General features: G+C 55.1%; 22 protein-coding genes. 7 read left to right on the forward strand and 15 right to left on the reverse strand.

Features of this window, described 5'->3' with window-relative positions; all coding sequences use genetic code 11:
• Positions 1-87 precede the first annotated feature (87 nt).
• Positions 88-1,680, reverse strand: coding sequence for an extracellular solute-binding protein (locus tag PCH01S_RS19075; RefSeq protein ID WP_042231971.1), 1,593 nt, complete (start codon positions 1,678-1,680; stop codon positions 88-90).
• Positions 1,681-2,176: 496 nt separating this feature from the next.
• Complete coding sequence (locus PCH01S_RS19085; protein WP_042231972.1) at positions 2,177-3,196, reverse strand: alkaline phosphatase family protein; 1,020 nt, start codon at positions 3,194-3,196, stop codon at positions 2,177-2,179.
• A 279-nt stretch (positions 3,197-3,475) separates the two neighbouring features.
• On the opposite strand from PCH01S_RS19085, the gene PCH01S_RS19090 reads away from it, so the two are divergent.
• The 5 genes from PCH01S_RS19090 (at position 3,476) to PCH01S_RS19110 (ending at position 9,329) form a co-directional block, all read left to right on the forward strand.
• Positions 3,476-5,230: an ABC transporter ATP-binding protein gene (locus tag PCH01S_RS19090; protein ID WP_042231974.1), complete on the forward strand. Its 1,755-nt coding sequence runs from the start codon at positions 3,476-3,478 to the stop codon at positions 5,228-5,230.
• A 50-nt stretch (positions 5,231-5,280) separates the two neighbouring features.
• Positions 5,281-5,958, forward strand: coding sequence for a response regulator transcription factor (locus PCH01S_RS19095; RefSeq protein ID WP_042231977.1), 678 nt, complete (start codon positions 5,281-5,283; stop codon positions 5,956-5,958).
• Complete coding sequence (locus tag PCH01S_RS19100; RefSeq protein ID WP_042231979.1) at positions 5,955-7,028, forward strand: sensor histidine kinase; 1,074 nt, start codon at positions 5,955-5,957, stop codon at positions 7,026-7,028. The genes PCH01S_RS19095 and PCH01S_RS19100 overlap by 4 nt, the downstream gene beginning before the upstream one ends.
• A gap of 226 nt (positions 7,029-7,254) precedes the next feature.
• Positions 7,255-8,223: an AraC family transcriptional regulator gene (locus tag PCH01S_RS19105; RefSeq protein WP_042231980.1), complete on the forward strand. Its 969-nt coding sequence runs from the start codon at positions 7,255-7,257 to the stop codon at positions 8,221-8,223.
• A gap of 119 nt (positions 8,224-8,342) precedes the next feature.
• Positions 8,343-9,329: an ABC transporter substrate-binding protein gene (locus PCH01S_RS19110; RefSeq protein ID WP_042231981.1), complete on the forward strand. Its 987-nt coding sequence runs from the start codon at positions 8,343-8,345 to the stop codon at positions 9,327-9,329.
• 300 nt (positions 9,330-9,629) lie between these two features.
• Here the strand turns inward: PCH01S_RS19110 and PCH01S_RS19115 are convergent, their stop codons facing one another.
• The 9 genes from PCH01S_RS19115 to PCH01S_RS19150 all read right to left on the reverse strand — a co-directional run bounded on the left by PCH01S_RS19115 (position 9,630) and on the right by PCH01S_RS19150 (position 19,003).
• Positions 9,630-10,541, reverse strand: a complete 912-nt coding sequence (locus PCH01S_RS19115; RefSeq protein WP_042231982.1) for a winged helix-turn-helix domain-containing protein — start codon at positions 10,539-10,541, stop codon at positions 9,630-9,632.
• A 167-nt stretch (positions 10,542-10,708) separates the two neighbouring features.
• Positions 10,709-11,674 (reverse strand): ABC transporter ATP-binding protein, encoded by a 966-nt coding sequence (locus PCH01S_RS19120; RefSeq protein WP_042231983.1) that lies wholly within the window; start codon positions 11,672-11,674, stop codon positions 10,709-10,711.
• Positions 11,671-12,651 carry an ABC transporter ATP-binding protein gene (locus tag PCH01S_RS19125; protein WP_042231986.1) on the reverse strand — a complete coding sequence of 327 codons (981 nt, stop codon included), beginning with the start codon at positions 12,649-12,651 and terminating at the stop codon, positions 11,671-11,673. The genes PCH01S_RS19120 and PCH01S_RS19125 overlap by 4 nt, the downstream gene beginning before the upstream one ends.
• 5 nt (positions 12,652-12,656) lie before the next feature.
• Positions 12,657-13,586, reverse strand: coding sequence for an oligopeptide ABC transporter permease (gene opp4C / locus PCH01S_RS19130; protein ID WP_042231987.1), 930 nt, complete (start codon positions 13,584-13,586; stop codon positions 12,657-12,659).
• A gap of 12 nt (positions 13,587-13,598) precedes the next feature.
• Positions 13,599-14,555, reverse strand: a complete 957-nt coding sequence (locus PCH01S_RS19135) for an ABC transporter permease (RefSeq protein WP_042231988.1) — start codon at positions 14,553-14,555, stop codon at positions 13,599-13,601.
• 75 nt (positions 14,556-14,630) lie between these two features.
• Positions 14,631-16,355: an ABC transporter substrate-binding protein gene (locus tag PCH01S_RS19140; protein WP_042231989.1), complete on the reverse strand. Its 1,725-nt coding sequence runs from the start codon at positions 16,353-16,355 to the stop codon at positions 14,631-14,633.
• Between the two features lie 773 nt (positions 16,356-17,128).
• The gene (locus tag PCH01S_RS19145) at positions 17,129-17,608 is read right to left on the reverse strand and encodes a hypothetical protein (protein ID WP_042231993.1); all 480 of its coding nucleotides are present in this window, start codon (positions 17,606-17,608) and stop codon (positions 17,129-17,131) included.
• A gap of 100 nt (positions 17,609-17,708) precedes the next feature.
• Entirely contained in the window at positions 17,709-17,879 is a 171-nt protein-coding gene (locus PCH01S_RS30935) for a hypothetical protein (protein WP_009675738.1), read from the reverse strand.
• 221 nt (positions 17,880-18,100) lie between these two features.
• Positions 18,101-19,003, reverse strand: coding sequence for a LysR family transcriptional regulator (locus tag PCH01S_RS19150; protein WP_042231995.1), 903 nt, complete (start codon positions 19,001-19,003; stop codon positions 18,101-18,103).
• 178 nt (positions 19,004-19,181) lie between these two features.
• On the opposite strand from PCH01S_RS19150, the gene PCH01S_RS19155 reads away from it, so the two are divergent.
• Positions 19,182-19,925: an SDR family NAD(P)-dependent oxidoreductase gene (locus tag PCH01S_RS19155; protein ID WP_042231997.1), complete on the forward strand. Its 744-nt coding sequence runs from the start codon at positions 19,182-19,184 to the stop codon at positions 19,923-19,925.
• Between the two features lie 64 nt (positions 19,926-19,989).
• On the opposite strand, the gene PCH01S_RS19160 is transcribed toward PCH01S_RS19155, so the two are convergent.
• Together PCH01S_RS19160 and PCH01S_RS19165 are read right to left on the reverse strand one after the other, a co-directional pair.
• Positions 19,990-20,295: a hypothetical protein gene (locus tag PCH01S_RS19160; RefSeq protein WP_042231998.1), complete on the reverse strand. Its 306-nt coding sequence runs from the start codon at positions 20,293-20,295 to the stop codon at positions 19,990-19,992.
• A 2-nt stretch (positions 20,296-20,297) separates the two neighbouring features.
• Entirely contained in the window at positions 20,298-21,089 is a 792-nt protein-coding gene (locus PCH01S_RS19165) for a formate/nitrite transporter family protein (RefSeq protein WP_042231999.1), read from the reverse strand.
• 314 nt (positions 21,090-21,403) lie between these two features.
• Between PCH01S_RS19165 and PCH01S_RS19170 the strand changes: the two genes are divergently transcribed.
• Positions 21,404-22,009 (forward strand): hypothetical protein, encoded by a 606-nt coding sequence (locus tag PCH01S_RS19170; RefSeq protein ID WP_042232000.1) that lies wholly within the window; start codon positions 21,404-21,406, stop codon positions 22,007-22,009.
• Positions 22,010-22,124: 115 nt separating this feature from the next.
• Here the strand turns inward: PCH01S_RS19170 and PCH01S_RS19175 are convergent, their stop codons facing one another.
• Both PCH01S_RS19175 and PCH01S_RS19180 read right to left on the reverse strand, forming a co-directional pair.
• A complete protein-coding gene (locus tag PCH01S_RS19175) occupies positions 22,125-23,156 on the reverse strand; it encodes a Gfo/Idh/MocA family protein (protein ID WP_042232001.1) in 1,032 nt (343 codons plus the stop codon).
• 29 nt (positions 23,157-23,185) lie between these two features.
• Entirely contained in the window at positions 23,186-24,139 is a 954-nt protein-coding gene (locus PCH01S_RS19180; RefSeq protein ID WP_241688788.1) for a sugar phosphate isomerase/epimerase family protein, read from the reverse strand.
• Positions 24,140-24,141 lie beyond the last annotated feature (2 nt).

The raw sequence follows: 24,141 nt of genomic DNA on the forward strand, positions 1-24,141 counted from the left end.
GCAGGGTACCTCCTTCAAGGCGGAAGGGGCACCCGACTGATTGCGGATGCCGTCCGTCTTTGCTCTGTATCTTTATGAAAGGCGCGCTTATTTGCTGTCGAACCGTTTCTGCGCGTTGTTGTAAGCTTCAATATAGGCGGAAGCGCCCATTTTCTCGGCGGTTTGCAGCCATTCATTCCACTGCGCGTCCCCGTAGCTCTTGCTCAGAATGTACTTGGTGCTGAACTCGTTGGCGGATTTCTGCAGAGATGTCAGGACATCGGCGATTTTCTTCGTCTCGGGATCGGTAAATTTCAGAACGGGGTCCAGCACGTCGATCTTGTTGTTTTTGACCATTTTGTCCTGGGCCTCTTGCTCCTTCTCCGTAAAGTTGTAGTACACGCTGCGGCTGTCAGCGCGGACGTACATCCCTTCCAGCCAGAGCCCGTAGCGGTCCTTGAGGACGCCGATGTCTACGTTCGGCACATCTTTCAACTCGGGATAGACGGCCTTGCCGCCTTCCATCTTGAAGGTCTCTCCTTCGACGCCCATCGTGACCAATGCCGCCCCGGACGGGCTGGACAAGTAATCGAGCAGCTTCAGCGCCACTTCCTTGTTCTTGTTATTGGATACGACGATACCGAAATTGTCGATCTTGGAGAGCTGCTTGATTTTTCCCGTCGGTCCTACCGGATTCCCGTAGCGCAGGTTGTAGTCCGGGTTCTGGGACTTGACCTGGTTATGGAACAGATCCAGACGGCCGATCCAGTCGAACGTGACGAAAGACTTGTTGTTCGTCGTCATTTTGGCTGTCCAGGACGCCTCGGTATCGGTGATGAATTCGGGATCGAGAAGCCCCTCGTTGTACAGCTTCTTCATGAAATCGAGCATTTGCTTGTATTCCGGTTGGATAAAAGCAAGCTTCCACATCTTCGTATTCTCGTCGTAGGCCGCCGGATAACTCGCTCCGCCGATCCCCCAGCCCGGCGCCCAGTCCCGGAAAATATAATCTTTCGTTTTGGACGCGTACGGATAAGAAGTCGGGTACGCTTCTTTCAGTTTTTTCAGCGTCTGGTAAAATTCCTCGGTGGTGTTCCATTCCTGGATGCCCAGCTTGTCGAAAATATCTTTGCGGTACAGGAAGCCGTGATTAACATCCCGGTTGATGTTGTAAATCGGCCACGTATAGAGGTTGTCTTTGTCGTCGGACCAGGACTTCATCACCCAGCTGCTGTCTTTGTTATCTACATAAAGGCTTTTGAAGTTAGGCAGCTTGTCGAGGTAAGGATTGATCGGAGTCAGCGCCCCTTGCGAACCTAATTTGTTGGCTTCCGCCGGTGTAAGTCCGTGAAAAACGTCCGGCAGCTTGCCCGAAGCCATCACCACTTTTAATTTATCTTTATAATTAGCGGTGGAGTAAGCCTGGATGTTCAGCTTGATACCGGTCCTTTTTTCGATTTCCTTCACGATGAGCTTGTTGCTTAGATCCGGATTGTCGCTGACCAGCATCCAGTTCAAGGTCACGGGTTCGTCCACCAGCGGAAGCTTGAGCCCGCCCGTGTCCCCGTAGTCTGCCGCGGCGGCGGTACTCGGTTTCGTATTTGCAGAAGATGCCCCCTCCTGCTTGCCCCCGGCGCACGCCGATGCGATCGTTGCAAACAGCGTCAGGGATAAAAACGTCGATAGAAGCTTACGGGTCATACTTGTGCCTCCTTGACCTCAATGATGGATTTGCGCTGGAGGCATTCCGGCTATCCGGTGTTCGGCTTCTGGCGCCCTCAGCACATCCCCAGTATAGAAAGCCCGGAGAGATTTCGTAAATAAAGCGTTTTCATAAATCTGCGGATTTTTCTCGCCTCCTCCCCGGAAAATGACCAAAGTCCTTGACAGACAAGGGATAGAGACGATGTGGAAAATGATAAAGCGGTAGAAAATAATAAAATTCCAGCCTTTTCCGCGCATGTCCCTGACCGTATAAAAAGCACCCTCACCAGGTGCTTTCGGGATGGTTGTCTTATCGGCGCTTCTTCTCCGCCCGCATAAAAAAACCGGGGATTTCTCCCCGGTCTTTGCTTCCGGATCGTGCGGCTGGTCATTCACTGCCCTATGCGGACCGGCCGCGAATCCTAGACGCGCGTTGCGACACTGCGCGGTGGTCGTCGAGCCCCGCCTTGCTTCGTCTGCGCCGAGGCCGCTCCTACTGGATCAGCCCGACCGCGCGGCCGTCCAGGTTCCAGCTGCTGCTGACCGGCACGCCGAGATGTTTAAGAGCCGTTACCATAACGTCGGCCTGATAGGTCGCTCCCGTCAGTTGTCCTTTAACGGTGCTGTCTCCGCTCGCGATCAGGAAAATGGTCGTCTCTTCACTGCTGCCGCCGCCGTGCGAAGTGCCCTTGCCTCCGTGATCGGTACTGACGAGAATGAGCCAGTCTTCCTGGGCGTAAGTACTGCGGGCTTTGACCGCGTCCAGAATGGTGCCGATTTGAGCGTCCACGCCTTCGATCGCTTTTGTGTACTGGGACACTTTCGGACTGAAACCGTACGTATGGCCGGCGTGATCTATGTCGTCGAAATGAAGGAAAAGAAAATCCGGATTACCGGTTTTCAGCAGATTCACCGTATCCGAAACCACTTCGGCATCGGTAGCGACGGTTTTCTCCAAGTCAATGCCCTCCACCAGCTTATCGTTGATCGGGCCCCAGTGTACGATGGACGCCGTCGACAGAGCCGGGTTGTACAGCTCCGCGCGCTTCATCAGAGACGGATACTGGCCGAATTTGCTGCCCGTCCACGTGTTATCCTTAACGCCGTGCTTCTGGTACCAGACGCCCGTATGGATGGTGGACCAGCCGGTCGCGCTCCACGTGTAGTTGGAGTTCGCCTTCGTCGTCCAGCTGTAAGCGCCGTTGGCGGCCAGCGCTTCCAGATTGACCGCGTTGGCGGCCTGCAGAGCGTCCGGACGCGTGCCGTCCAGCCCGATCACGAGGACCTTCTTCTTCTTGACCGCCGCGGCAGGAGCAGCCTGCCCGGCTTCCGGCTTCAACGCGTCAGGCTGTACCGCGCTGCTTTCCGGTCCTCCGGCGGCGTTCCCGGCGATGGAGGGTGCAGCACTCGTCTCCGGCGAAGCGGCGGCTCCGGCAAGCGATGCCGGAAGAAGCAGGCCCGCAAGCAGGGCGGCGCTCACCGTTTTTTTCCAATCGTTCCGCGCGTGTAACATGAATTCCACTCCTTTATTTTTTAATTAAACAAGAAAAAACATATCATTTTCCGGTTTTTTAATGGAATTTCGTGTTTTTCCTTGTTTTTACCAGTATATGGACTTATTGTTAGCCCCGTGTTAGAGAGGTTTTAATCTTTCATGTAGGTTTAGAGGTGCGCCCCTTCCATTCCCAGTTAATATGGAGTTCATAAATGCATGATAAATTTACGGCATGAACAACAAACCATAGAAAAAGATTGTGTGGCCACACAGTTTTGCGGGAGGAGAACACTTGAGATGCAAGAAACTATACAAGACAAGAAACAATTAGGAAATTGGCGGCTGTTTATCCGCATGATACAAGATACCCATCCTTCGAAGCTGCTTTTAATCGCCGCCCTTGTGATGAGCGTGGCAACGACCGGGGTCGGCTTTGTCGTTCCTCTCTTTACGAAGAGTCTCGTGGACGGCTTCTCGATTCAATCGCTGAATCCGTGGCAGATCGGCCTGCTTGTACTGGCATTCGTTCTGCAGGCGGTGGCCAGCGGCCTGTCCATTTACCTGCTTAACCGGGTCGGTCATCATGTGGTGGCGAATTTGCGCGACCGTTTGTGGAAGAAGCTGCTCCACCTGCCGATCTCGTTTTACGACACGAATGAATCCGGGGAAATGTTAAGCCGGGTAACGAACGATACCGCTGTCGTCAAAGAAGTCATCACGGAGCATCTCGCCAACTGTATCACCGGAGTTCTATCCATTATCGGCTCGGTTATCATCCTGCTCTTTCTCGATTGGAAAATGACGCTGGTCATGCTGCTGGCGGTGCCGCTGGCCATGGTCGTGCTCATGCTGCTCGGCAAAAAAATGTTCACCATTTCCCGCGGCATGCAGGAAGAAACCGCCAAGTTTACCGCGGTACTCAACCAGGTTCTGCCCGAAACGCGTCTGGTCAAAGCGTCCAATGCCGAAGAAATCGAATACGAGCGTGGAAAAACGGGCATCACGAACCTGTTCCGGTTCGGCCTGCGCGAAGCGAAAATCCATGCGCTGATCAGTCCGCTCATTTCGTTCGTCCTGATGGTCGTGCTTGTCGCCATTATCGGATACGGCGGCGTCCGCGTATCGTCCGGAGCGCTGACTGCGGGAGATATGGTCGCCTTCATTCTGTATCTGATCCAGATCATCATCCCGGTCACCCAGCTGACCATGTTCTTTACCCACCTTCAGAAAGCGATGGGCGCTACGGAAAGAATGATGTCCGTCCTGGAGCAGGACGAGGAGAAGCTGTACGAAGGAACCGCTCTGAAGGACGTCTCCCGGCCGATTCATGTCAAGGACGTGGATTTCGCTTACGGAGACGAGCGCATTTTAACCGGGCTGAACTTTACGATCGAGCCGGGCAAAGTAACGGCCATCGTCGGTCCGAGCGGCGGCGGCAAAACGACGACGTTCTCGCTGCTTGAGCGCTACTATAAGCCGACGGGCGGCGCCATTACGCTGGGAGACACGCCGATCGAGCAGTTCTCGCTGCATTCCTGGAGAAGCCATATCGGCTACGTCGCCCAGGAAAGCGCCCTGATTTCGGGAACGATCCGCGATAACATCTGCTACGGGGTCGAGCGGGAAGTGACCGACGCCGAGCTGAACAAGGTCGTGGAAATGGCTTACGCAAGCGAATTTATCGCCGAACTGCCGCAGAAATTCGACACCGAAGTCGGCGAACGGGGCATCAAGCTGTCCGGCGGCCAGCGCCAGCGGATCGCCATCGCCCGCGCCCTGCTCCGGGACCCGCAGATTCTGATGCTGGACGAAGCGACATCCAGCCTCGACAGCCAGTCCGAGATTTACGTCCAGAAAGCGCTGGACAATCTGATGAAGGGCCGGACGACACTGGTCATCGCCCACCGCCTCTCCACTGTCGTGGATGCCGACAATATCCTTTTTATCGAGAAAGGACATATTACCGGAAGCGGCACGCATGACCAGTTGTTCCAGACTCACTCGATGTACAAGGAATTTGCCTCTCAGCAGTTAAGGCTTCAAGAAGCGTAAATTTCGCAAAACTATGACGATGAAAAACTATTCAAAAGGAGGCACAGCCGATGGCGAACATTCTGGTTGTCGACGATGATGCGCATATCCGGGAGCTTGTGCTGATCTTTTTGCAGGCGGAGGGACTGCAGGTGATCGAGGCCGTCGACGGTCTCGACGCGCTCTCCAAGCTCGAAACTCACAAGATCGATATGGTCATTCTCGATATTATGATGCCGAAGATGGACGGATGGCAGCTCTGCCGCGAAATCCGTGCCCATCACGGCGACCTTCCTCTGCTTATGCTGACCGCCAAAGGCGAAACGAGCCAGAAGGTCAAAGGGTTCAACCTGGGGACCGACGACTATCTCGTCAAACCGTTCGAGCCAGCCGAACTGACTGTCCGGGTAAAATCACTGCTGAAGCGGTACCGGATTTCGGTCTCGCAGGCGGTGGAAGTCGGCTCGGTGACGATGCGGCGCAGCACGTACGAGCTTTTGTGGAACGGTGAGAACCTGACGCTGCCTCTGAAAGAGTATGAGCTGCTGTTCAAACTGGGAAGCTATCCGGGCAAAACGTTCTCGCGCGACCAGCTTATCGAGGAGATTTGGGGCTACGATTACGCGGGTGATGAACGGACCGTCGATGTGCATATCCGGCGGCTCCGGGAGCGGTTTCCCGAGGAAGACTGCGGGTTTAGAATCCGCACCATCCGGGGGCTGGGCTACCGCCTGGAAACGGCGGAATGAGAAAAAGCTCCGCCGCCCGGGTCCGTACGGCCGTTCTCATCCTGCTTACCGCCACGGCCATCATGCTGCTCTGCACCTACGCAGCTTATACCGGCTTGCCTTACCTGTATTCCCTGCTCGGCGCGGAGCCGGCCCCGTACTGGAGGCAGGCGATTTTTGCCACCGTCTTCTTCATTCTCTTCGTCGGCTGTGTCGGCGCGATCTCTTCCTTAATGAGCAAAAGGCACATGATCGTCTGGGATACGATCCAGGACGCCATGCGGCGCATCGCCAAGGGCGATTTCTCCGTCAGCATCGATTTGCCTATGGATGAGAAGGACCGGCTCGGCACGATCGTTTCCAATGTGAATCAGATGGCCGTAGAGCTCGGTGCCCTGGAAAAAATGCGGCAGGAGTTCATCTCCAACGTGTCGCACGAAATCCAGTCTCCCCTGACGTCTATCCAAGGCTTCGCCAAGGCGATCAAGCAGGAAAATCTCTCGCCGGAAGCGCGGCTGCGCTACATTACCATCATCGAGACGGAGAGCGAGCGCTTATCCAAAATCAGCGACAACCTGCTCAAGCTGACTTCGCTGGAATCGAAGCATCACCCGTTTGAACAGATTCCGTACAGGCTCGATAAGCAGCTTCGCAATGTCGTGCTGGCCAGTGAACCGAAATGGCTGGAAAAGAAGCTGGACATGGAGGTCGAACTGGAGCCGCTAGCGGTCCGGGCGGACCGGGATTTGATGAGCCAGGTATGGATCAACCTCTTGTCCAACGCCATCAAATTTACGCCGGAGGGCGGTACGATCCGTATCGGGCTGTCCGCCGGAGAGGGCCGTGCCCGCGTGAGCGTAGCCGACACCGGAATCGGGCTGACCGAGGAAGACCGGCTGCATGTGTTGGAGCGCTTCTACAAAGCGGACAAATCCAGAACTTCCTCCGGCGGAGGAAGCGGGCTGGGGCTGTCGATCGTGCAGAAGATCGTCGAGATGCACGGCGGCGAAATCTCGGTTGAAAGCCGGCTGGGCGAAGGCACCGTCTTCCTTGTGACACTGCCTTTGGAGGTTCAGGAGCCGGACGCGTGAAAGTCCCGTTTTCCGCTTGTCTGTCCTTGGAAGCACAGGGACCCGATGAAACATAAGCTCCTCTTTTTAAAAGCATACTTTTACCGTGATAGAACCGATGCACGAAGCCGTGTATGCCGTTTTTGCCGTATTGCAGAAAGACTCCCGCCAAGAAAACCGTTGTTCAATTCTTCCGATTCCACTACAATATTGATAATCATTCTCAATAATTGGAGGAGCAGCGGATATGAACCAGGGGATCGGGCAGGAGTCTTTTTCTATTTTTGACACCTACTTTGAAGCTATGACTCGTCATCACGGGACTAACGGTACGGACCGGACTACCGGGACTGACGGCAAGTCCGGGCATATGTCGTCCCGGCTGGAAATCGTCCGGACCGACTGGACCATCCGCCGCGAACGCGAGGTCCGGTGCATCTCTGAGTCGGCCATGGTCGAGCTCAGTTTCTGCTTCGAAGGCTGCGGACAGGTAGAGGTTTCGGGCGGCGCCCATGACTTGCAGGAAGGCTCGTGCTCCCTGCAGCTGATGCGCGATTTCAGCGCCTCGTTCCGCTATGAGCAAGGCACGCGTGTGAGGACTCTGGCGTTGGGGATGCCCGTGTCGCTGTTTAACGCGTACCACAGTTCCGTTTCTGCGGCTGCTGTCAATCCGTTCAACCGTCTGCTGGGTACGGGTTCTTTCAGGCAGTTCCGCTGTCCCATTCTGCCCGCTACGAGGGGACTGCTTCAAGAACTGGAGGACTGTCCGTATACCGGAGCGATGAAGGACATGTATCTGGAAGCCAAGGCGTTGGAGCTTTTTGCGGTTTATACGAACCGTTTTTTGTATGAAAACGATTCGCAAGCCCCCGTATCCGGCACGCTAAGCCGTACCGACCGGCAGAAAATCCGTGAAGCGAGAGAAGAAATCATCCGCCGAATGGATGCCCCGCCCTCCTTGCTCGAGCTCTCCCGGATCGTCGGGATTAACGACTACAAGCTGAAGCTGGGCTTCAAGGAGCTATACGGAACCAGCGTATTCGCCTATCTGCGCGAACAGCGGCTTCATAAGGCCTGTGAACTTCTCCGCACGGGCGATATGTCCGTCAGCGAAGCGGCGGCCCGGGTCGGTTATATGAATTTCAGCCATTTTGCCGAGGCTTTCCGGCGCAAATTCGGTGTGAATCCGTCCGTTTATAGAAAAGAACCGCGATAAAATCCGCGAAAGGGCCGTTTTATCCGCCGCAGGGTAGCCGCTCCTACTCACCCGTTGTATGATCATTCTGAGTTTAAGTGAGAATGATTATCATTTGATGAAAGAGAGGAATTTACCTCATGCGGTTTACCGGAAAAAATGTACGATTAGGCGGCGCCCTGCTCCTGCTGTTGTTCTCAGCGGCTTGCGGAACCGCCGGACAGCAGTCAGGAAGCGGACAACCGGCTGCGGAAGGGGCGGACGGCGCCTCCGGCCAAGCCGCCGTCCGGACCATACGGGACGCCGGCGGCGAAGTCGCTATCCCGGTTAAACCTCTGCGCATAGCGGATGTTTCCGGTTCCACAGAGGAGCTGCTTGTCCTCGGTTTCACCCCCGTCGTCACGGGCAACACGGAGATGAGCGCCCCGACTCAACTGACGCCGATCTTGCAGAAGAAGCTGGGAGGCGGTACCGTGAAGGCAGGCTGGTTCCAGAGCGAAGTCAGCCTGGAAGCCATTGCGGCGGCTAACCCTGACTTGATCCTGGCCGGACCGGCACAGTCGAAGATTTACGACCAGCTCCGGACAATCGCCCCCACCGTGCGGGTCCCATACGGATTCAACGCGTTCCGGGAACGCTTTTCTTTCCTGGCGGAAACCCTGGACAAGAAAAAGGAAATGGAAGACTGGAGCAGCAGGTATGAAGCTGACAGCCGTAAACTAAAGGAGCAAATTACGAAGCTTACGGGTAATGAAACTTTTGCCGTGATCGAAGCGACGCAGAAAGAAATCCGCGTCTATGCCGAGACAGGCATCGCCGATATGCTGTACCGCGATCTCGGGCTGCCCAAGCCTCCGGGAACGCCAGACCCCGACCCTTGGGGCGGGAAGGTGCTGAGCCTGGAAGCACTGCCCGCCATTGATGCGGATCATATCGTCCTTTTGGCGGACAACGAGCAGAACGCGCTGGAGCAGAGCCGGCTGTGGGGCGGACTGCGTGCCGTGAAAACAGGCCATGTCTACCGGGTGACGAGCAGGCAAAGTTACAACGAGGCGTTCTTCGCACTCGGAAAAGAAAATCTCATCGGGCAAATCGCCGGAGATATTCTGGAAAAAAACAAGCGTTAGGCTTACTCCTGACGCCGGAAACGCAAAAAAAGCCGGATCTCTGAAAAAGAGGAAATCCGGCTTTTTGCTTACTTCTTGGGTTTTGGGTTTTGGGTTTTGGGTTTTGGGTTTTGGGTTTTGGGTTTTGGGTTTTGGGTTTTGGGTTTTGGGTTTTGGGCTTCGGGCTTCGGGCTTCGGGGCTTCCAGCCTCTGGCTCGGCTTCTTTTCGCGCCCGTTGCCTTCGCCTCTAACGCGTTTTGCCTTCTGCTCTCCCGCCTTTCAGCTTGCCCGGTACCAGGCAAGCGGCCCCCGCAGCTTCGGCTAGTCTTCGAGGTACTCCAGCAGCAGCTCCTGCAGCTCGCCTACGGCCGACGTCCGCAGACTGTATCCCGTGACGGTTTCCCCCGTCACATGGGCTTTGAGCAGACCGGCGCACCGCAGGCTGAACAGATGCTCGTGAGTGATCCCTTTGGATATACCCAAGTAACGCACCACCTCGATAAAGCTATGGGGCTCGCTGCGCAAAAAGCGGAGGATCCGCAGACGGCTTTTCTCGCTCAGGCTGCGGAGCATCCGGTACAATTTCGGCGACGGCCCTTCCTCGTGGTCGTGCCCGGGCAAACTGGCCGGGTACTGACAGAGCGTAACGGGCCCGAAGCTGTAAAACACATTCCCCGGCACAAAGTGAAACTGCGGGGTCAGCACGACCTTCGCCAAGCTGCCTCCCGGCTCGAAATACATGCCGCTAGTCGTCTGCTCCGCTAGTTCGACGGCGGGCATCCGTCCGATGAGGGCGCGGTTCTTCTCCGCGTCCTCTTCGAGAGCGGTTACGATGCCGGGCTCAACCTTGGCGAAGTACTGGCTGTTCCACTCCGACAGGAGGTGGACAAACTTGTCCCGCACCGCCAGCATGTCGGCGGGAAAGTTCTGGATGTACGGCGATAGGAGAACGTACAGATCCCCGAGGGACAAGCTTTCAAGCCAATGCAGGAAGCCGGGCTGATCTTTCTTTTCGGGAGACAAGTAAGCGAAAAGAAAGATCAGCCGCCACTCCGGCGATAAATCCGTCGAATCGAGCTCCTGCCGGAAGTCGTCCGTGAGTCCCGAACGGATTTCGGGGGCCCAGTCCGGGCCGAGATCGATTCTTTTATACCAAATCTTGCACAAATACGTATGCAGACTGACGATCAGTTCGTTCGCAGGCTGAAACGAAAATTCAACTTCATATGCCAATGCCGTTCACGCTTCCCTTCGAACCCAGGCTGTAGCTGTCCGGTTGCCCATACGGCATGCCCCCGTTCAGAGGAGGGCGGTCAAACAGCTTGCACGAGATACTCGGCGGACAACTCACTCAAGCGTCCACTCAAGTATACGGACTGCTAGAAGAAGTTTACATGGCGTCAAACCAAATGGCAAGCGACATAGTGCTCGCCCCCCACGTTGCGGTATTCGGGGACGGCCTCCTTGCACACCTGCTTGGCGAACGGGCACCGGGTATGGAATTTGCAGCCGGACGGCGGGTCGACCGGACTCGGAATATCTCCGGTCAGCACGATCCGCTCACGGCGGATTTCCGGGTCGGGGATTGGGATGGCCGACAGAAGCGCCCGCGTATACGGGTGAAGCGGATTCGCAAACAGCTCGTCGCGCGGAGCCAGCTCCATCAGGGAGCCAAGGTACATGACGCCGATCCGGTTGCACAAATGCTCCACGACACTGAGATCGTGGGAAATAAAAAGATAAGTCAGATTCTTCTGGTCCCGCAAATCACTGAACAGATTAATAATCTGGGCCTGAATGGACACGTCCAGTGCGGATACGGGCTCATCGGCGACGATGAAGTCCGGACTCAGAATAAGCGCCCGCGCAATGCCGATCCGCTGTCTCTGCCCGCCCGAGAACTCGTGCGGAAACCGGTCGATATGATGCGGAGCCAGCCCGCATACCGACATGATCTCCAGCACCCGTTCCCGGATTTCTGCCTTGGAGGCGAGCCCGTGGTCAAGCACGGCTTCCCCGATGGCGTCGCCTACCCGGATGCGGGGATTCAGGGAGCTGTACGGGTCCTGGAAAATGATCTGCATGTCGGTGCGGAGTGTGCGCATCTCCCCTTTGGACAGCGAGAAGATATCGCGGTCCTTGTAGATCACTTCACCGGCGGTTTTGTCCGTCAGACGGAGGAGGGTCCTGCCGGTGGTGCTTTTGCCGCTTCCGGATTCTCCGACCAGGCCGAAGGCGTCGCCCTTGTTGATCGTGAAGCTGATATCGTCGACCGCCTTGACGTGATTCACCGTCCGGTTAAGAAAGCCGCCGGAAACCGGGAAATATTTTTTCAAGCCTTTGACTTCAAGCAGTTTTGTACTCACCGGATTCCCTCCTCGTATAGCCAGCAGGCCGTTCTGTGGCCCGTGCCCGTCTCGAGCATCGGAGGCTGTTTCGTGCGGCAGATCTCCATGCAGTGCTCGCAGCGGTCGCTGAAATAGCACGACTCCTGCAGATCCACCAGCTTCGGCACCTGCCCCGGAATCGTGTACAGCCGCTCCTTGCGCTGGTTGACGACGGGCTTGGCCCTCAGAAGCCCCTGCGTATACGGATGCTTCGGATTGCGGAACAGATCCAGCACCGGAGATTCCTCAATGACCTGACCGGCGTACATGACGACGACATGGTCGGCCATCTCCGCCACGACCCCCAGATCGTGCGTGATCAGCAGGATCGAGGTGCGGCGCTCTTCCTTGATTTTGCGCAGCAGATCGAGAATCTGCGCCTGAATCGTCACGTCGAGCGCCGTTGTCGGTTCGTCGGCGACGAGCAGCCGCGGATTGCAGGAGAGCGCGATGGCGATCATGATGCGCTGCAGCATGCCGCCGCTCAGCTCGTGCGGGTAGCTGTCGTAGATGGACTCGGCGCGTGCGATGCCGACCATTGCGATCAGCTCCAGCGCCTGCTTCTTCGCCTGCTTCCGGGAGACGAGCTGGTGCTCGATAATGGGCTCGATCATCTGCTCGCCTACGGTGAGCACCGGGTTGAGCGACGTCATCGGCTCCTGGAAGATCATCGCGATCTCATTACCGCGCAGATGACGGATGTCTTTCGGCCCCGCCTTCAGCAGGTCCTTGTCGTCGAACCAGACCTCTCCCGCGACCGTCTTCCCGCCCGGCTCCTGAACGAGCCTCATCAGCGACATGGCGGTTACGCTCTTGCCGCAGCCGGATTCTCCCACGATGCACAGCGTCTCTCCTTCTTTCAAGCTCAGACTGACGTTGTCTACGGCTTTCACCGTTCCTTCATCGGTATAGAAATGTGTACTCATCTGTTTAATTTCAAGCAACGGTTTGTTCATTGCGCTCACCTGCTTTTCATTTTCGGATCCATGGCGTCTCTCAGTCCGTCACCCAGCAAATTCACGGCAATGACCGTGATAAAGATGGCGAAGCCCGGAGGCGCCCACAGCCACGGCCGCTTCTGGAAATCGATCAGCGAATTGGCCGCGTCGATCATGTTCCCCCAGGAGGCCGTCGGAGGCACGACGCCGAGTCCGAAGTAGCTCAGCGTCGACTCGCCGATGATGGCCCCGCCAACCCGCAGCGTCGCGACGACAATGAGCAGCGGAATCGTATTCGGCAGCAAATGGTAGAACAGTTTGCGCCGGTCCCTCAGGCCGAGGGCATCGGCGGCCTGGATGAATTCGCGTTCGCGCAAGCCCAGAATCTGGCTGCGTACCATCCGGGCGAGTCCCGGCCACCCCACCAGGCTGAGCATAATCATGACGATATACAGCCGGTAATCGGAAGGCACTTTCCATTCGGACAGGACGGCGCCCATGATGAACAGCATCGGCAGCTCGGGAATCGTCATCAGCACGTCGGCCACGCGCATAATGACCTGATCGACGACTCCCCGGTAAAAACCCGCGAGGATGCCGAGCACCGATCCGATCAGGACCGACAGCACCATGGATGCGAGGCCGACCGTAAGCGAGATACGGCCCGCCTGCATAAGCCGGGTCAGAATATCGCGGCCAAGCTGGTCCGTACCGAGCCAGTGCTTCAAGCTGGGCGGCGCCTTAATCAGACCGGCATCCACTTTGCCGGAGCTGTACGGCGAGAAAAACGGGCCGATGAAGCAGAGCAGAAATATAAAAATAAGAACGCCCAGACCGAGCATGGCCATCTTGTTCTTCCTGAGCCTCAGAAACGACTGTTTCCACAAAGAAGACTTAGGAGCCGACGGCTGTCCTGCGGCCGGATTTAACGGATGTTGAGCGGTGACTGACATGCAAGAGCCCTCCTATTTCAATCTTACGCGCGGGTCCGCCACGCGGTAGAGCAGATCGGCGATCAGGTTGCTGATCACGGTCAAGGTCGCGATAAAGATCGTGAACCCCATTAAGACCGGATAATCCCGTACGGAAAAAGCCTGCATGTACACCTGCCCGATCCCCGGCCAGTTAAAGATTTTCTCCGTAATGATCGCTCCTCCGAACAAGGAAGGGATCTCGAAGCCGAGCAGAGTGATGGCGGGCAACAGCGCATTGCGCAGCGCGTGCTTATATACGACCGTCTTCTCCTTGAGCCCCTTGGCTCTGGCGGTCCGGATAAAATCCTGCTTGATGACCTCCAGCAAATTCGTCCGGAAATACCGGGTCAGCGAGCCGACGCTCAGCATCGTGAGGACAGCGACCGGGAGGGCCATGTGGCGGATGACTTCCCATACGTAAGCCAGGCCCGTCGTTGTGCTGCCGGTCGTGATTTTTCCTCCCGGCGGAAACCATCCGAGGTCGACCGCGAGCAGTTTAATAATGAGCAGCCCCACGAAAAAAGCCGGAAGCGACATGGCGGCGAAGACCAGAAACGTAATCAGGGCGTCAAACCAGGAATACTGCTTCGTAGCCGAGAAGACCCCGATCGCTATCGCGATCAGCCACGTGAAAATCATGGAGGTGAACGCGATCAGAAAGGAATTGCCGATAAAGCTGACGACCAGCGAGGTCACCGACTGCTGGTACTGCAGCGAGAAGCCCAGATCGCCCTTCAGCAGATTGCCCAGCCAAATAAAATAGCGCTCGACGACCGGCTTATCCAGTCCGTACAGCTCTTTCAGCTCGATCTTGCGCTCCATTGACAGCTTCGGGTTGGAATCGACAAAGTCGCCGGGCGTCAGCGCATACAGCATAAAAATAAGCATGGATGCCCCGATCAGGGTGATCAGCATATAAATCAATCGTTTGATTACGTAAGACTTCATTGTGTACCTCCCAAGAAAGATGCCCAGCCTGTAAGCTGGGCATTACTCTTTCCGCTATTGATAGGATGGAAAAGACTACTCGATCTTCAGCTTAGGCAGGCTGGAGGAAATGCCCGTGTAGCCGTTCGGTTTGAAGCCTTCGATTCTCGCGTTATGCGCGGAAATGATTTTCCGGTAAGTCAGGAGGATAAACGGCGGATCGTCGGACAGTTCCTTGTACAACTCTTTATAAGTCGTTTTTCTCTGCTCGATATCAAAGGAAGAGATTCCTTTCTCGATCAGCTCATCGACTTTCGGATTCGCATAGCCGTTCGTATCGGTAAAGCTGCTTTTGTTCTTCGAGTAGAAACTGATGACACCGTCGGACGGATCGGGCAGCATCGTGGTCGAGAAGGAAGCCAGATCGTGATCGCCTTTGCTTGTTCTCGCCAGCAGGGCGTTGTAGTCCATCAGTTCCGTTTCGAGCTGGATGCCGATGTTCTTGTAATTTTCTTTGGCAATCGGAACGAGCACGTCGCTGAGCGGGCCTTTCGTCGTGAAATAATGGACGACCAGCTTCGCGCCGTCTTTCTCCCGGATACCGTCCGCTCCCGGTTTCCAGCCCGCATCGTCGAGAAGCTTCTTCGCTTTTTCCGGATCGAACTTGAACGTATTGACGCCTTCTTCGGTATAAGCCCAGGAAGCGGGAGAAATCGGCACGTTCGCTACCTGGCCGTAGCCCTGGTAAGCGGCTGCGACGATTTTGTCGCGGTCCAGGCCGTAAATAAACGCCTGACGGACGTTTTTGTCTTTAAAAATCGGCTTGCTGTGGTTGAACTTGATAAAGCTGTAAGCCGTAGAAGTATAAATGTTTACGTTCGCGTAGCCGAGGCCTTTGAGAAGCTCCAGGCTGTCGTCGTTGGCCGGATAAGCGCTGTAATCCACTTCTCCGGTCTGGAAAAATTGCGTCGCGTCACCGGAGGTCGTTTTATAAATAAAATGTTCCACGGACGGCTTGCCGCCGAAGTAGTTTTCGTTCGCGATAAAACGGACTTCCTGTCCAGGAATGAATTTCTCCAGTTTGTACGGACCCGTTCCCACCGGCTTGGTATGGAGCGTTTTTATGTATTCGAGATTGCCCGGTGTGTAGTTTTTGCCGTAGTAGGCTTTGGAAAGAACCTGGCCGCCCAGCAGCAGAAGCGCTCTGGCGTTAGCTTTCTCCGTCGTGATTTCGATCGTTTGCGGATCAATGACCTTGATGCCTTCGATTGTGGAGGCTTTGCCCTCTTTATAAGCCTGGCCGCCTTTAACGGCCGTTTCCGTAATATCCGTTTCGCCGTCGTAAGCTTTGTCGTAGAGCACGCTCAGAGTGAACGCCACGTCATCCGCGGTCAGCGGGGAACCGTCGCTGAATTTAAGGTCTTTTTTAAGATGGAACGTATACTTAAGCCCGTCCTGGGAGATATCCCATTTCTCGGCCAGAGCCGGGATCGGCTTACCGGTTTCGTCGATGTCGACCAGCGGCGAGAACATGACCGAGGTTACGTTGCCGTCATAGCCGTTGTGATAGAAATAAGGATTGAACACGCCGCCGGGTTCCGTGAGCGTAACCACGACCGTATCCTTCCTTGCGGTAGCGGCGGCCGGCGACTTGGATTTGTCGGTTGCGGCAATAAACTGATTTGCGCCCGTCTGCTGTTTGGCCTGGTCGTCCGTTTTCGGCGCTTCCGATGCGCCGGGTGTTCCGGAGCTGCTGCAAGCCGACAAGGCCAGTGAAGCAGCCAAAATCAGACTAACCGCGTATGAAGCTCTTTTTTTCATGATTGTTCCTCCCCGTTTTTAAGCTGCATCCCATCCGAATGCTAATTTCTTAATATCCTATTGGTAAAGTAGGAATTAATCTATCGCCATTATAGGAGGATTTTTCGGTTCTGTAAATAGGGAACTTTAAAAATTTTCTCCGAAAACAGTACCTCTAAACACTCGATAGGTGTTATCCGCCAACAAAATCATTTTATGGGCATTTTCCCCTTTAGTGGTTTATACTACAATCTGTTAAGGAGGTGCTGTATCTAAATGGAATTCATAGAAACAGGACTAAAACTATTTGTTTATATAATAGTTATTTCACTATTCTTTACTTTGGTAGGGTTCCTAGTCAAAAAATATCTAAGTGACTTCTTTCAAGGTTTTTCTGAAATAATAATAAAAATATTTAGTTCAATTAAAGAAATTTTTAGAAAAACGGGCTAACCCTATTGTTAGCCCGTTGAACCTGTTGAGAACCCCCGCTACTCTAAGCATAGCGATTCAGACTGATGATTCTGGGGCCGCTTATTACGGCGACATATTCCTCAGCGCGGGCTGTTTCAATCATTTCAGTAAAGGTCAATTTATGATCGTTTACGCCGAATGATAACCGAATAAAAGCAGCACAAAAAAGACGCCCGGCCGGAAAAAGCGGGAGTCTTTGTTTCGGGGGCGGGCGGCCTTCGAAGAGAGCGCCCGCTTATTCAGTTGCCGGTTCGAGGGCGGCTTGATACCCACTCGGCCCGGTGTACCCGCGGGTTTCCCACCTCGCTGCCGATAGGCCGTTACCCCGCGGCCTCTTCCGAACCGGGCGCAAGCTTGCTTCCGCTTCGGAAGGTCACCATCAGCAGCTTATGCACGAAATCGGCGGCCAGCAGCGTCACCGTCAGCCCTGCCAAAGACAAGGCGACGGCGAGAGGTACGTCCCAGATGCGGGGAGTCTCCGTAAAAAAGGGAATCAGGGAAACGGCGAGAATCGGAGGCGCGTTCCATTTGACCTTGTTCAGCCAAATGATGATCAGCGTATTGACGAAAAGTGCCAAAATGCCGGGAACAAGGTAATAAATCAGGGTGCCCACGACCGTGGCCAGCACAGCTCCCGCCGAAATGGAACTCATCGCTTTCGCGTTGAACGGGCGGGAAATAAACAGGAAGCTGAATGCCCCCAGCGCGGGGAAGAACAGTCCGTGCATAGCCGGGTAGTGCTTCGAGATCCCGTAGATAAGCATGATGTAGAGCGCTACACCGATTATTTTCACATTCATGACGGACGGGTTCCTTTCTCAAGCGAAAAACACCAAGTCCCGGAAGCGGGCTTGGTGTCTTCCTCTCCTTTATAGGTAATTTCAAGGGTTTCAGGAAGATTTACGAGTTTCTTTGAAGTTCATATTCGTTCTGATGCAGCTCTTTAATCATGTTTCTCAGAAAGCTGCTTTCCTGCATACCGAGACCTTTCGTATTGTCTTTTGCAATCATGTCTCCGATGGTACGCTTTAAAATCTCACTGCGCCGTCCCAACATTTCAGCATACGTCAATCCAAGTCAACTCCCGGTTCGTTTATTCGTGTGTAAAACACTCTTATAAGTATAAAGAAGGAAGCCGGTTTTGGAAAACGGACTCAGCCCCGCTGACGGTGGCTCACCCGCGCTCACCCCCGACGAGGCGTACTGAGCCGTGACGTTCGGAAACATCCTCCGGTATCCTCCCATATCCTGCCGCGAATCCCACGGGTACGGACGGAAGGCGAGCCGGAAATCTACCGGAGCCCGTTTCTCAGCCGCTCCACAAACGTCTTGGAAACCCGCGGGAAATGGCGCCCTTCCGCGCGCACCCAGCCCAGGTAAACCGGCTGACCCGCCTTGAACTCCAGCTCCGCCGTCAGCATGTTGACTTCCGTGAACAAGGGGGCCCATTCCCGCCGGAAGGAATAATCCATCCCCACGGTTACCGCATTCTGCTCTTCCACCGCCTTGCGGATGGCGTCCGTATTGTTGGTCGTGAATAAAATGTCCACCTCGCCGTGCTCCGCGGCGAACCGGTTCATAAACCACCGCACGTATTCGTCGTTATACAGCACGACAGGCTGGGTGCGGAGCATTTCGGGCGTGACGGCACCCCGGTAAGCCAACGGAGACTTATCGCTCATGCCCACGACCATTTTTCCTTCCAGCAGCCGTTCGAAGGTCACGCCCTCGCTTTTTTTCAGCAGACTCTCGAACAATATGATAAAACCGATGTCCAGCCGGTTATGGCGGATGTCATCGAGAATTTCCTGCGAGCCTTTCTCCGCGATTTCCATCCGCACCAGCGGGTAATCTTGCTTGAACCCCGCGACGGCATCGACCAGAAGGGACATCGGTCCCGGAATGGTGCCTATGCGAAGCTCCCCGCTCAGGGTCTCGCCCCAGACCCGCGCGGCTTCTTTGAGCTCGTCCAGCTTGCTGAGCACTTCGAACGCCTTGCCGATGATTACCTTGCCTTCGGCCGTCGGAACCGCGCCCATCCGCGAGCGCGCGAACAGAACGACCCCGAGCTCGCTTTCCAGGTGAGTGATGGACTGGCTGACCGCGGACAAGGACACGTGCAGATTGCGTGCGGCGCTAGTGATCGATCCCGTTTTCGCCACTTCGACGATGTATTCCAACTGCTCCAGATGCAAAATTCCGCCCCCTTCCTTAAGCACGGCTTAAGTATAGCTTACTAAGTTTAAATAGTTCTATAGGAATAAAAGCGATACAATACAAGCAAGATGATGAGGACTTGCCCCATGGCAGGACCTCCTGGATTACACGGCCGTAACGACCGTTCACCCTACTTGAGAAACGGAGAGATACCTCATGAGATTTACCGATAAAGTAGCCATCGTAACCGGAGGAGCCAGCGGAATCGGAGAAGCGACGGTCCGCCTGTTCGCCCGGGAAGGCGCCAAAGTCGTCATCGCGGACTTTTCCGACCGCGGCCAGACCGTAGCCGACGAGCTGAAAGCGGAGGGCCGCGAAGCCCTGTTCGTCAAAACCGACGTCACCAAAGAAGACGACGTTAAACATATGGTTGCCGAAACGGTCAAACAATACGGCAAGCTGGATATTTTATTTGCCAATGCGGGCATTGCCAAAGACGGCCCCGCCGACAAGCTGAGCTGGGAAGCCTGGCAGAAGACCATCGACATCAACCTGTCCGGCGTATTCCTCAGCGACAAATACGCGCTGGAACAGATGCTCGCCCAGGGAACCGGCGGCGCAATCGTCAACTGCGGCTCCATCCACAGCCACGTCGGCAAAGCCGGCGTCACCGCGTACGCTTCCGCGAAAGGCGGCGTGAAGCTGCTAACGCAAACGCTGGGCATCGACTATGCGCAGCATGGCATCCGTGTGAACGCCGTATGCCCCGGCTACATCGACACGCCGCTGATCGCGGGACGCACCCAGGCCATCACGGACCACCTCACGGCCCTGCATCCGATGGGTCGCCTCGGCAAGCCGGAAGAGGTCGCGAAAGCGGTGCTGTTCCTCGCCAGCGACGACGCCTCGTTCGTGACCGGCACGACGCTGCTCGTGGACGGCGGATACACCGCCCAGTAACGCGCCGCACGATTCGCCGGATTGATATTTCCTGACGGGGAATATCAGCCGGGTTTCATAAACCTTAAACCTCCTTAACCGTTTGCCCGGTTAAGGAGGTTTTTTTGCGGGCGGAAGCGAGGTCCGCCCTACCGGCTCGTGCAGGCTCTCCCGGCGCGCAGCCGGTATAACCGCGCACAAAAAGGCTCACACCCGCCAAACGGGGTGAGCCCTTTTGAGGGCACGACTGCGCAAGACCCGGGGCGTTCGCGTCCCGGGCTTTCAATGCGGCGTCCGCCCCTGCCGGCGATGAAGCCCAAGCGACGGCGCTCAGCTCTGGACTCCGCTGTGCCTCCGCATGAAGCGGACAGCGCTGTGCTCTTTTTTTCACCGCTAAGCTTCTTCGTGCTCGTCCATAAACGGCTTGTTCACGTAGTGATACATAACCGCCATCAGAATACCGCCCCCGATAAGATTGCCGAACGTCACCGGGATCAGATTATGGAGAACTCCGCCCCAGGAAATCGTATCCGGATGCTCGACCACCAGCGCAATCGCGAACGTACACATATTGGCAATGCTGTGCTCGTAACCGGAGATGAAAAAACAGAACACGAACAGCATCATGGCGAACAGCTTCGCCCCGTCCCCTTTGAGCGACATCGGAATAAAAAAGGCCAGACACACGAGCCAATTACAAAGAATGGCCCTGAAAAAAAGTTCAAGCGTAGGCGCGTTCATCTTTTTTTCCGCCACGCTTAGAAGGAATCCGTTCACGTTGTGCTCCCTGAAAAGCCCCGTCGCCAAAATCAGCAGCGCGAACGCCACGGCTCCGAGAATGTTGCCTCCGTAGCTTGTCAGCCATAATCGGATAACCTCCGGCCAGCGAAGCTTCCGTCTTAACGCGGCAAACGTATAGTAGAACGTGTTTCCCGTAAAAAGATCACCGCCGCCGTACGAGATCAGAATGATCGCGGCGCCGAAAGTGATCGCGGCCATCGGATACGTGAACGGGGAATGTTCCAGGTAGAAGAAACTTCCCGTCTTGAACGCGACGATAACCCCGAACCCGATAAACATGCTCGCCAGCGCGGAACGGGATAAATAGCGGAGCTTGCTCTGCTTGTAAATTTTCATTTTTTTCATCGCCAGCTTCTCAACTTGCAGCAGCGGCTGTACTTCCATAGTCCGGTCTCTCCCTCCACGGCGAATCCACTAGTTGTGCATATTTTCCATTCCTATGTAGCTTATTACGAATCCCGTTTTTAATAAAGGTGTCAGATAGATGAAAACTATATTTAATGTTATTCACCATTCTAAACCCGGCTGTACCATCCACAAAATAAATGTAAATTAAGGAGAATTTATTGTAAAATCGTTGTATCAATTACTATTATTGGTACAGTCTTACGTTCTAACTGTAGAAAATTCAAAGATTTCTAGTTACAAAAGTGATCATGCTGGCAATTTAATGTTTGGTTCAAAAGTGAGGACACAAAATGAAACTCAACAAAGTTGTAAAAAAACAAAATATTATTTTAACTCTGTTAGCAGGCCTTCTCTTAATTTCTAGTTTATATTATTTATTCATTTACAACTCAGTTAAAGATACAATTATCAACACATCTGGAGTTTACGCATCGTTCGAATCGGAAGATGAGCTTTTCAATAGTGCCGAATTGATCGTATCAGGATCAACTAGTCAGAGTTTCGAGGAAAGAAAAAAAATGATCACAACTTTTTCGGTCACTAATGCTATCCAGGATTTTTATACGATCACCGATTTTCAAGTAGAGCATGTTATCAAAGGTAATCTTACACCTAAAACAACGATCCAAGTTGGTGAGCCTATTAGTTATTTTCAAGGCTTAACAGGTAAAAGTAAAATAACAAGAGAAAATTATACGGAATTAAAAAAATCGAGTAACTATCTTCTGTTTCTGAAAAAGAACAGCGGGGGCCTTTATTTCATCATGAATGCAGAGTTCGGAAAATATAACACGGACCATACGGATGCGGACGACGAGAAGTATGCCCCCAAACAAACGTTCAGAGAGCAAATGATTCAGGACAAAACGTACGCGCCGCTGAAGCTTGACCGTTAAATCCGGGCACTTAAATTTTTTGGGTCGTCAAGCAGAATACGCGTGAACAAGCAAGAAAAAGAGACACCTCTTTCCGCCTTTTACGGCAGAAAAAAGGTGTCTCTTTAAGTGAAGCTTACCCGACAGGAGTGCCCTGGCAAACGATTTCCTTGCCGGTCCGGGCGGATTCGTAGGTTCCCAATATGATCTCCAGCGAATGCCTTCCCTCCGTTCCGGGCACGATGGGCTCTCTGCCCTCCCGGACAGCGAGTGCCATGTCCCGGATCTGGATCCGATGGCCGTCGGGAATGATCTTGAACGGTTCGAATTCCGGGAGTTCCACAGGCTCCCCGTCGATTTTAAGCGCCACGATATCGTCGTCTTCGATCACCAGGGAGCCCCTCTCCCCGTGAATTTCGATCCGATGTACAGGCCCCAGATGCGCGGTGGTCGTAATTTCAAGCAGTCCCAGCGCGCCGTTCTCGAACTGAAGCACCGATACCGCGGTATCTTCCACCTCGATATCCCTCAGGACGGCTTTGGCTTTGCCGTACAGGGAAGCGACGGGGCCCGCCAGCCACTGGAGGAGGTCCACTGTATGAATCCCCTGATTCATCATGGCCCCGCCTCCGTCCATCGCCCAAGTGCCGCGCCAGCCCGCGCTGTCGTAATATTCTTGGCTGCGGTAAATATTTACGCGACCCGAGCAAAGACTAAGCTTGCCCAGCCGGCCCGCCCGGATCAGCTCCCGGGCATATCGTGCCGCCGGGGACATCCGGCGGGGGAATACCGTCGAGAGGAGAACGCTGTTCTCGCCGCTTACCCGGATCATGTCGTCGAGGTCGGCCATCGTAATGGCCATCGGCTTTTCGACGAAGACGTGCTTGCCCGCTTTGGCGGCCTGCACGGCCTGCCCGGCATGAAGCCCGCTCGGCGTGCAGATGCAGACCACGTCCAGATCGTCGCGGGCGAGCATCTCTTCGAGGCTCTCGTAGACCGCCGCCGAGTAGGTCTGTCCGAAACGAACCGCGGTCTCCGGCACGAAGTCGTACACCGCGGTCAATTCCGCTTCCGGCGTCTCCCGGATTCCCTTGGCGTGGATGTCGGCGATGATGCCGCATCCGATAAGGCCGAACCGGACTGGCTGCGCCGTAACCGGTGTTGTCATAAGAAAGTCACTTCCCTTTCGATGGTAGGCTAATTTTCGCCGGACGCGGACACGGATGAAGAGGATGGAGATGCCGATGTCGGCGCTGTTGTCGACACTGTTGTCGACGCTATCGCCGGTGCCGATGCCGACGCCGTCTCCCGGATCAGCTGCCGAACCGCGTCGCGGTCATGGGCAAGCTGCTCCACAGGCGGATACGGGGCGAAGCATTCGAGCGTCACCCAGCCCCCGTATCCCGTCTCCGCCAGCGCCTCGAAGAGCTCCCGGTGGTCCACTTCCCCTTCGCCGAGGCGGCACTGGAGGAAATGCTCTTCCCCGTGGCGGGTGACGTTGCGGAACGTCCCCGGCCCGCCCGCCTCGGGGATTCTTTTCTCGTCCTTCACATGGACATGGAGCAATCGGCTGCCCAGCCCCGTAACGGAAGCGCGGCCGAAATCGGTGTCGCTGATGTACATGTTGCCCGCGTCGTGAATCAGTCCGACGTTATCCTCGCCAATCATCTCCAGCAGACGCATGGAGCTCTCCACGGTCTCGATCAGGCTCACATTGTGAATCTCCAGCAAAATTTTCTTCTCGTGCCTGCGGGCTTCCGCCCCACATTTTTTCAGCCAGTGGGCCGCCTTCTCATAATGGTAATCGGCAGCCAGGAAAGCGTTGGGTCCTCCCGGAAAAATCCGGATCATATCCGTCTCCAGATAATCCGCCCGCTCCAGCAAACCGAGAAACTCATCGTAAGCGGCTGCGCATTCGGAATCGCTGGATTCGGAGAACCGCCCCATGTAACCGCCGAGCGCGGGGATATCCAGCACATGCTCATCGGCGAGCCTGCGGATCTCTTTTACCCTTGGAAGAGAGGTCTGAGGCGAGAGGTGAGGCTCCCGGCACGCAATTTCGATCCCGTCGAATCCGAGATTCGCCGTGATTTTCATCGCTTCCTGAATGCTGTACTCCATGAGAGCGCCGCTGAATGCCGCGATTTTCATAA

This window comes from Paenibacillus chitinolyticus NBRC 15660 (assembly GCF_000739915.1).
GTDB classification, from domain to species: domain Bacteria; phylum Bacillota; class Bacilli; order Paenibacillales; family NBRC-103111; genus Paenibacillus_F; species Paenibacillus_F chitinolyticus.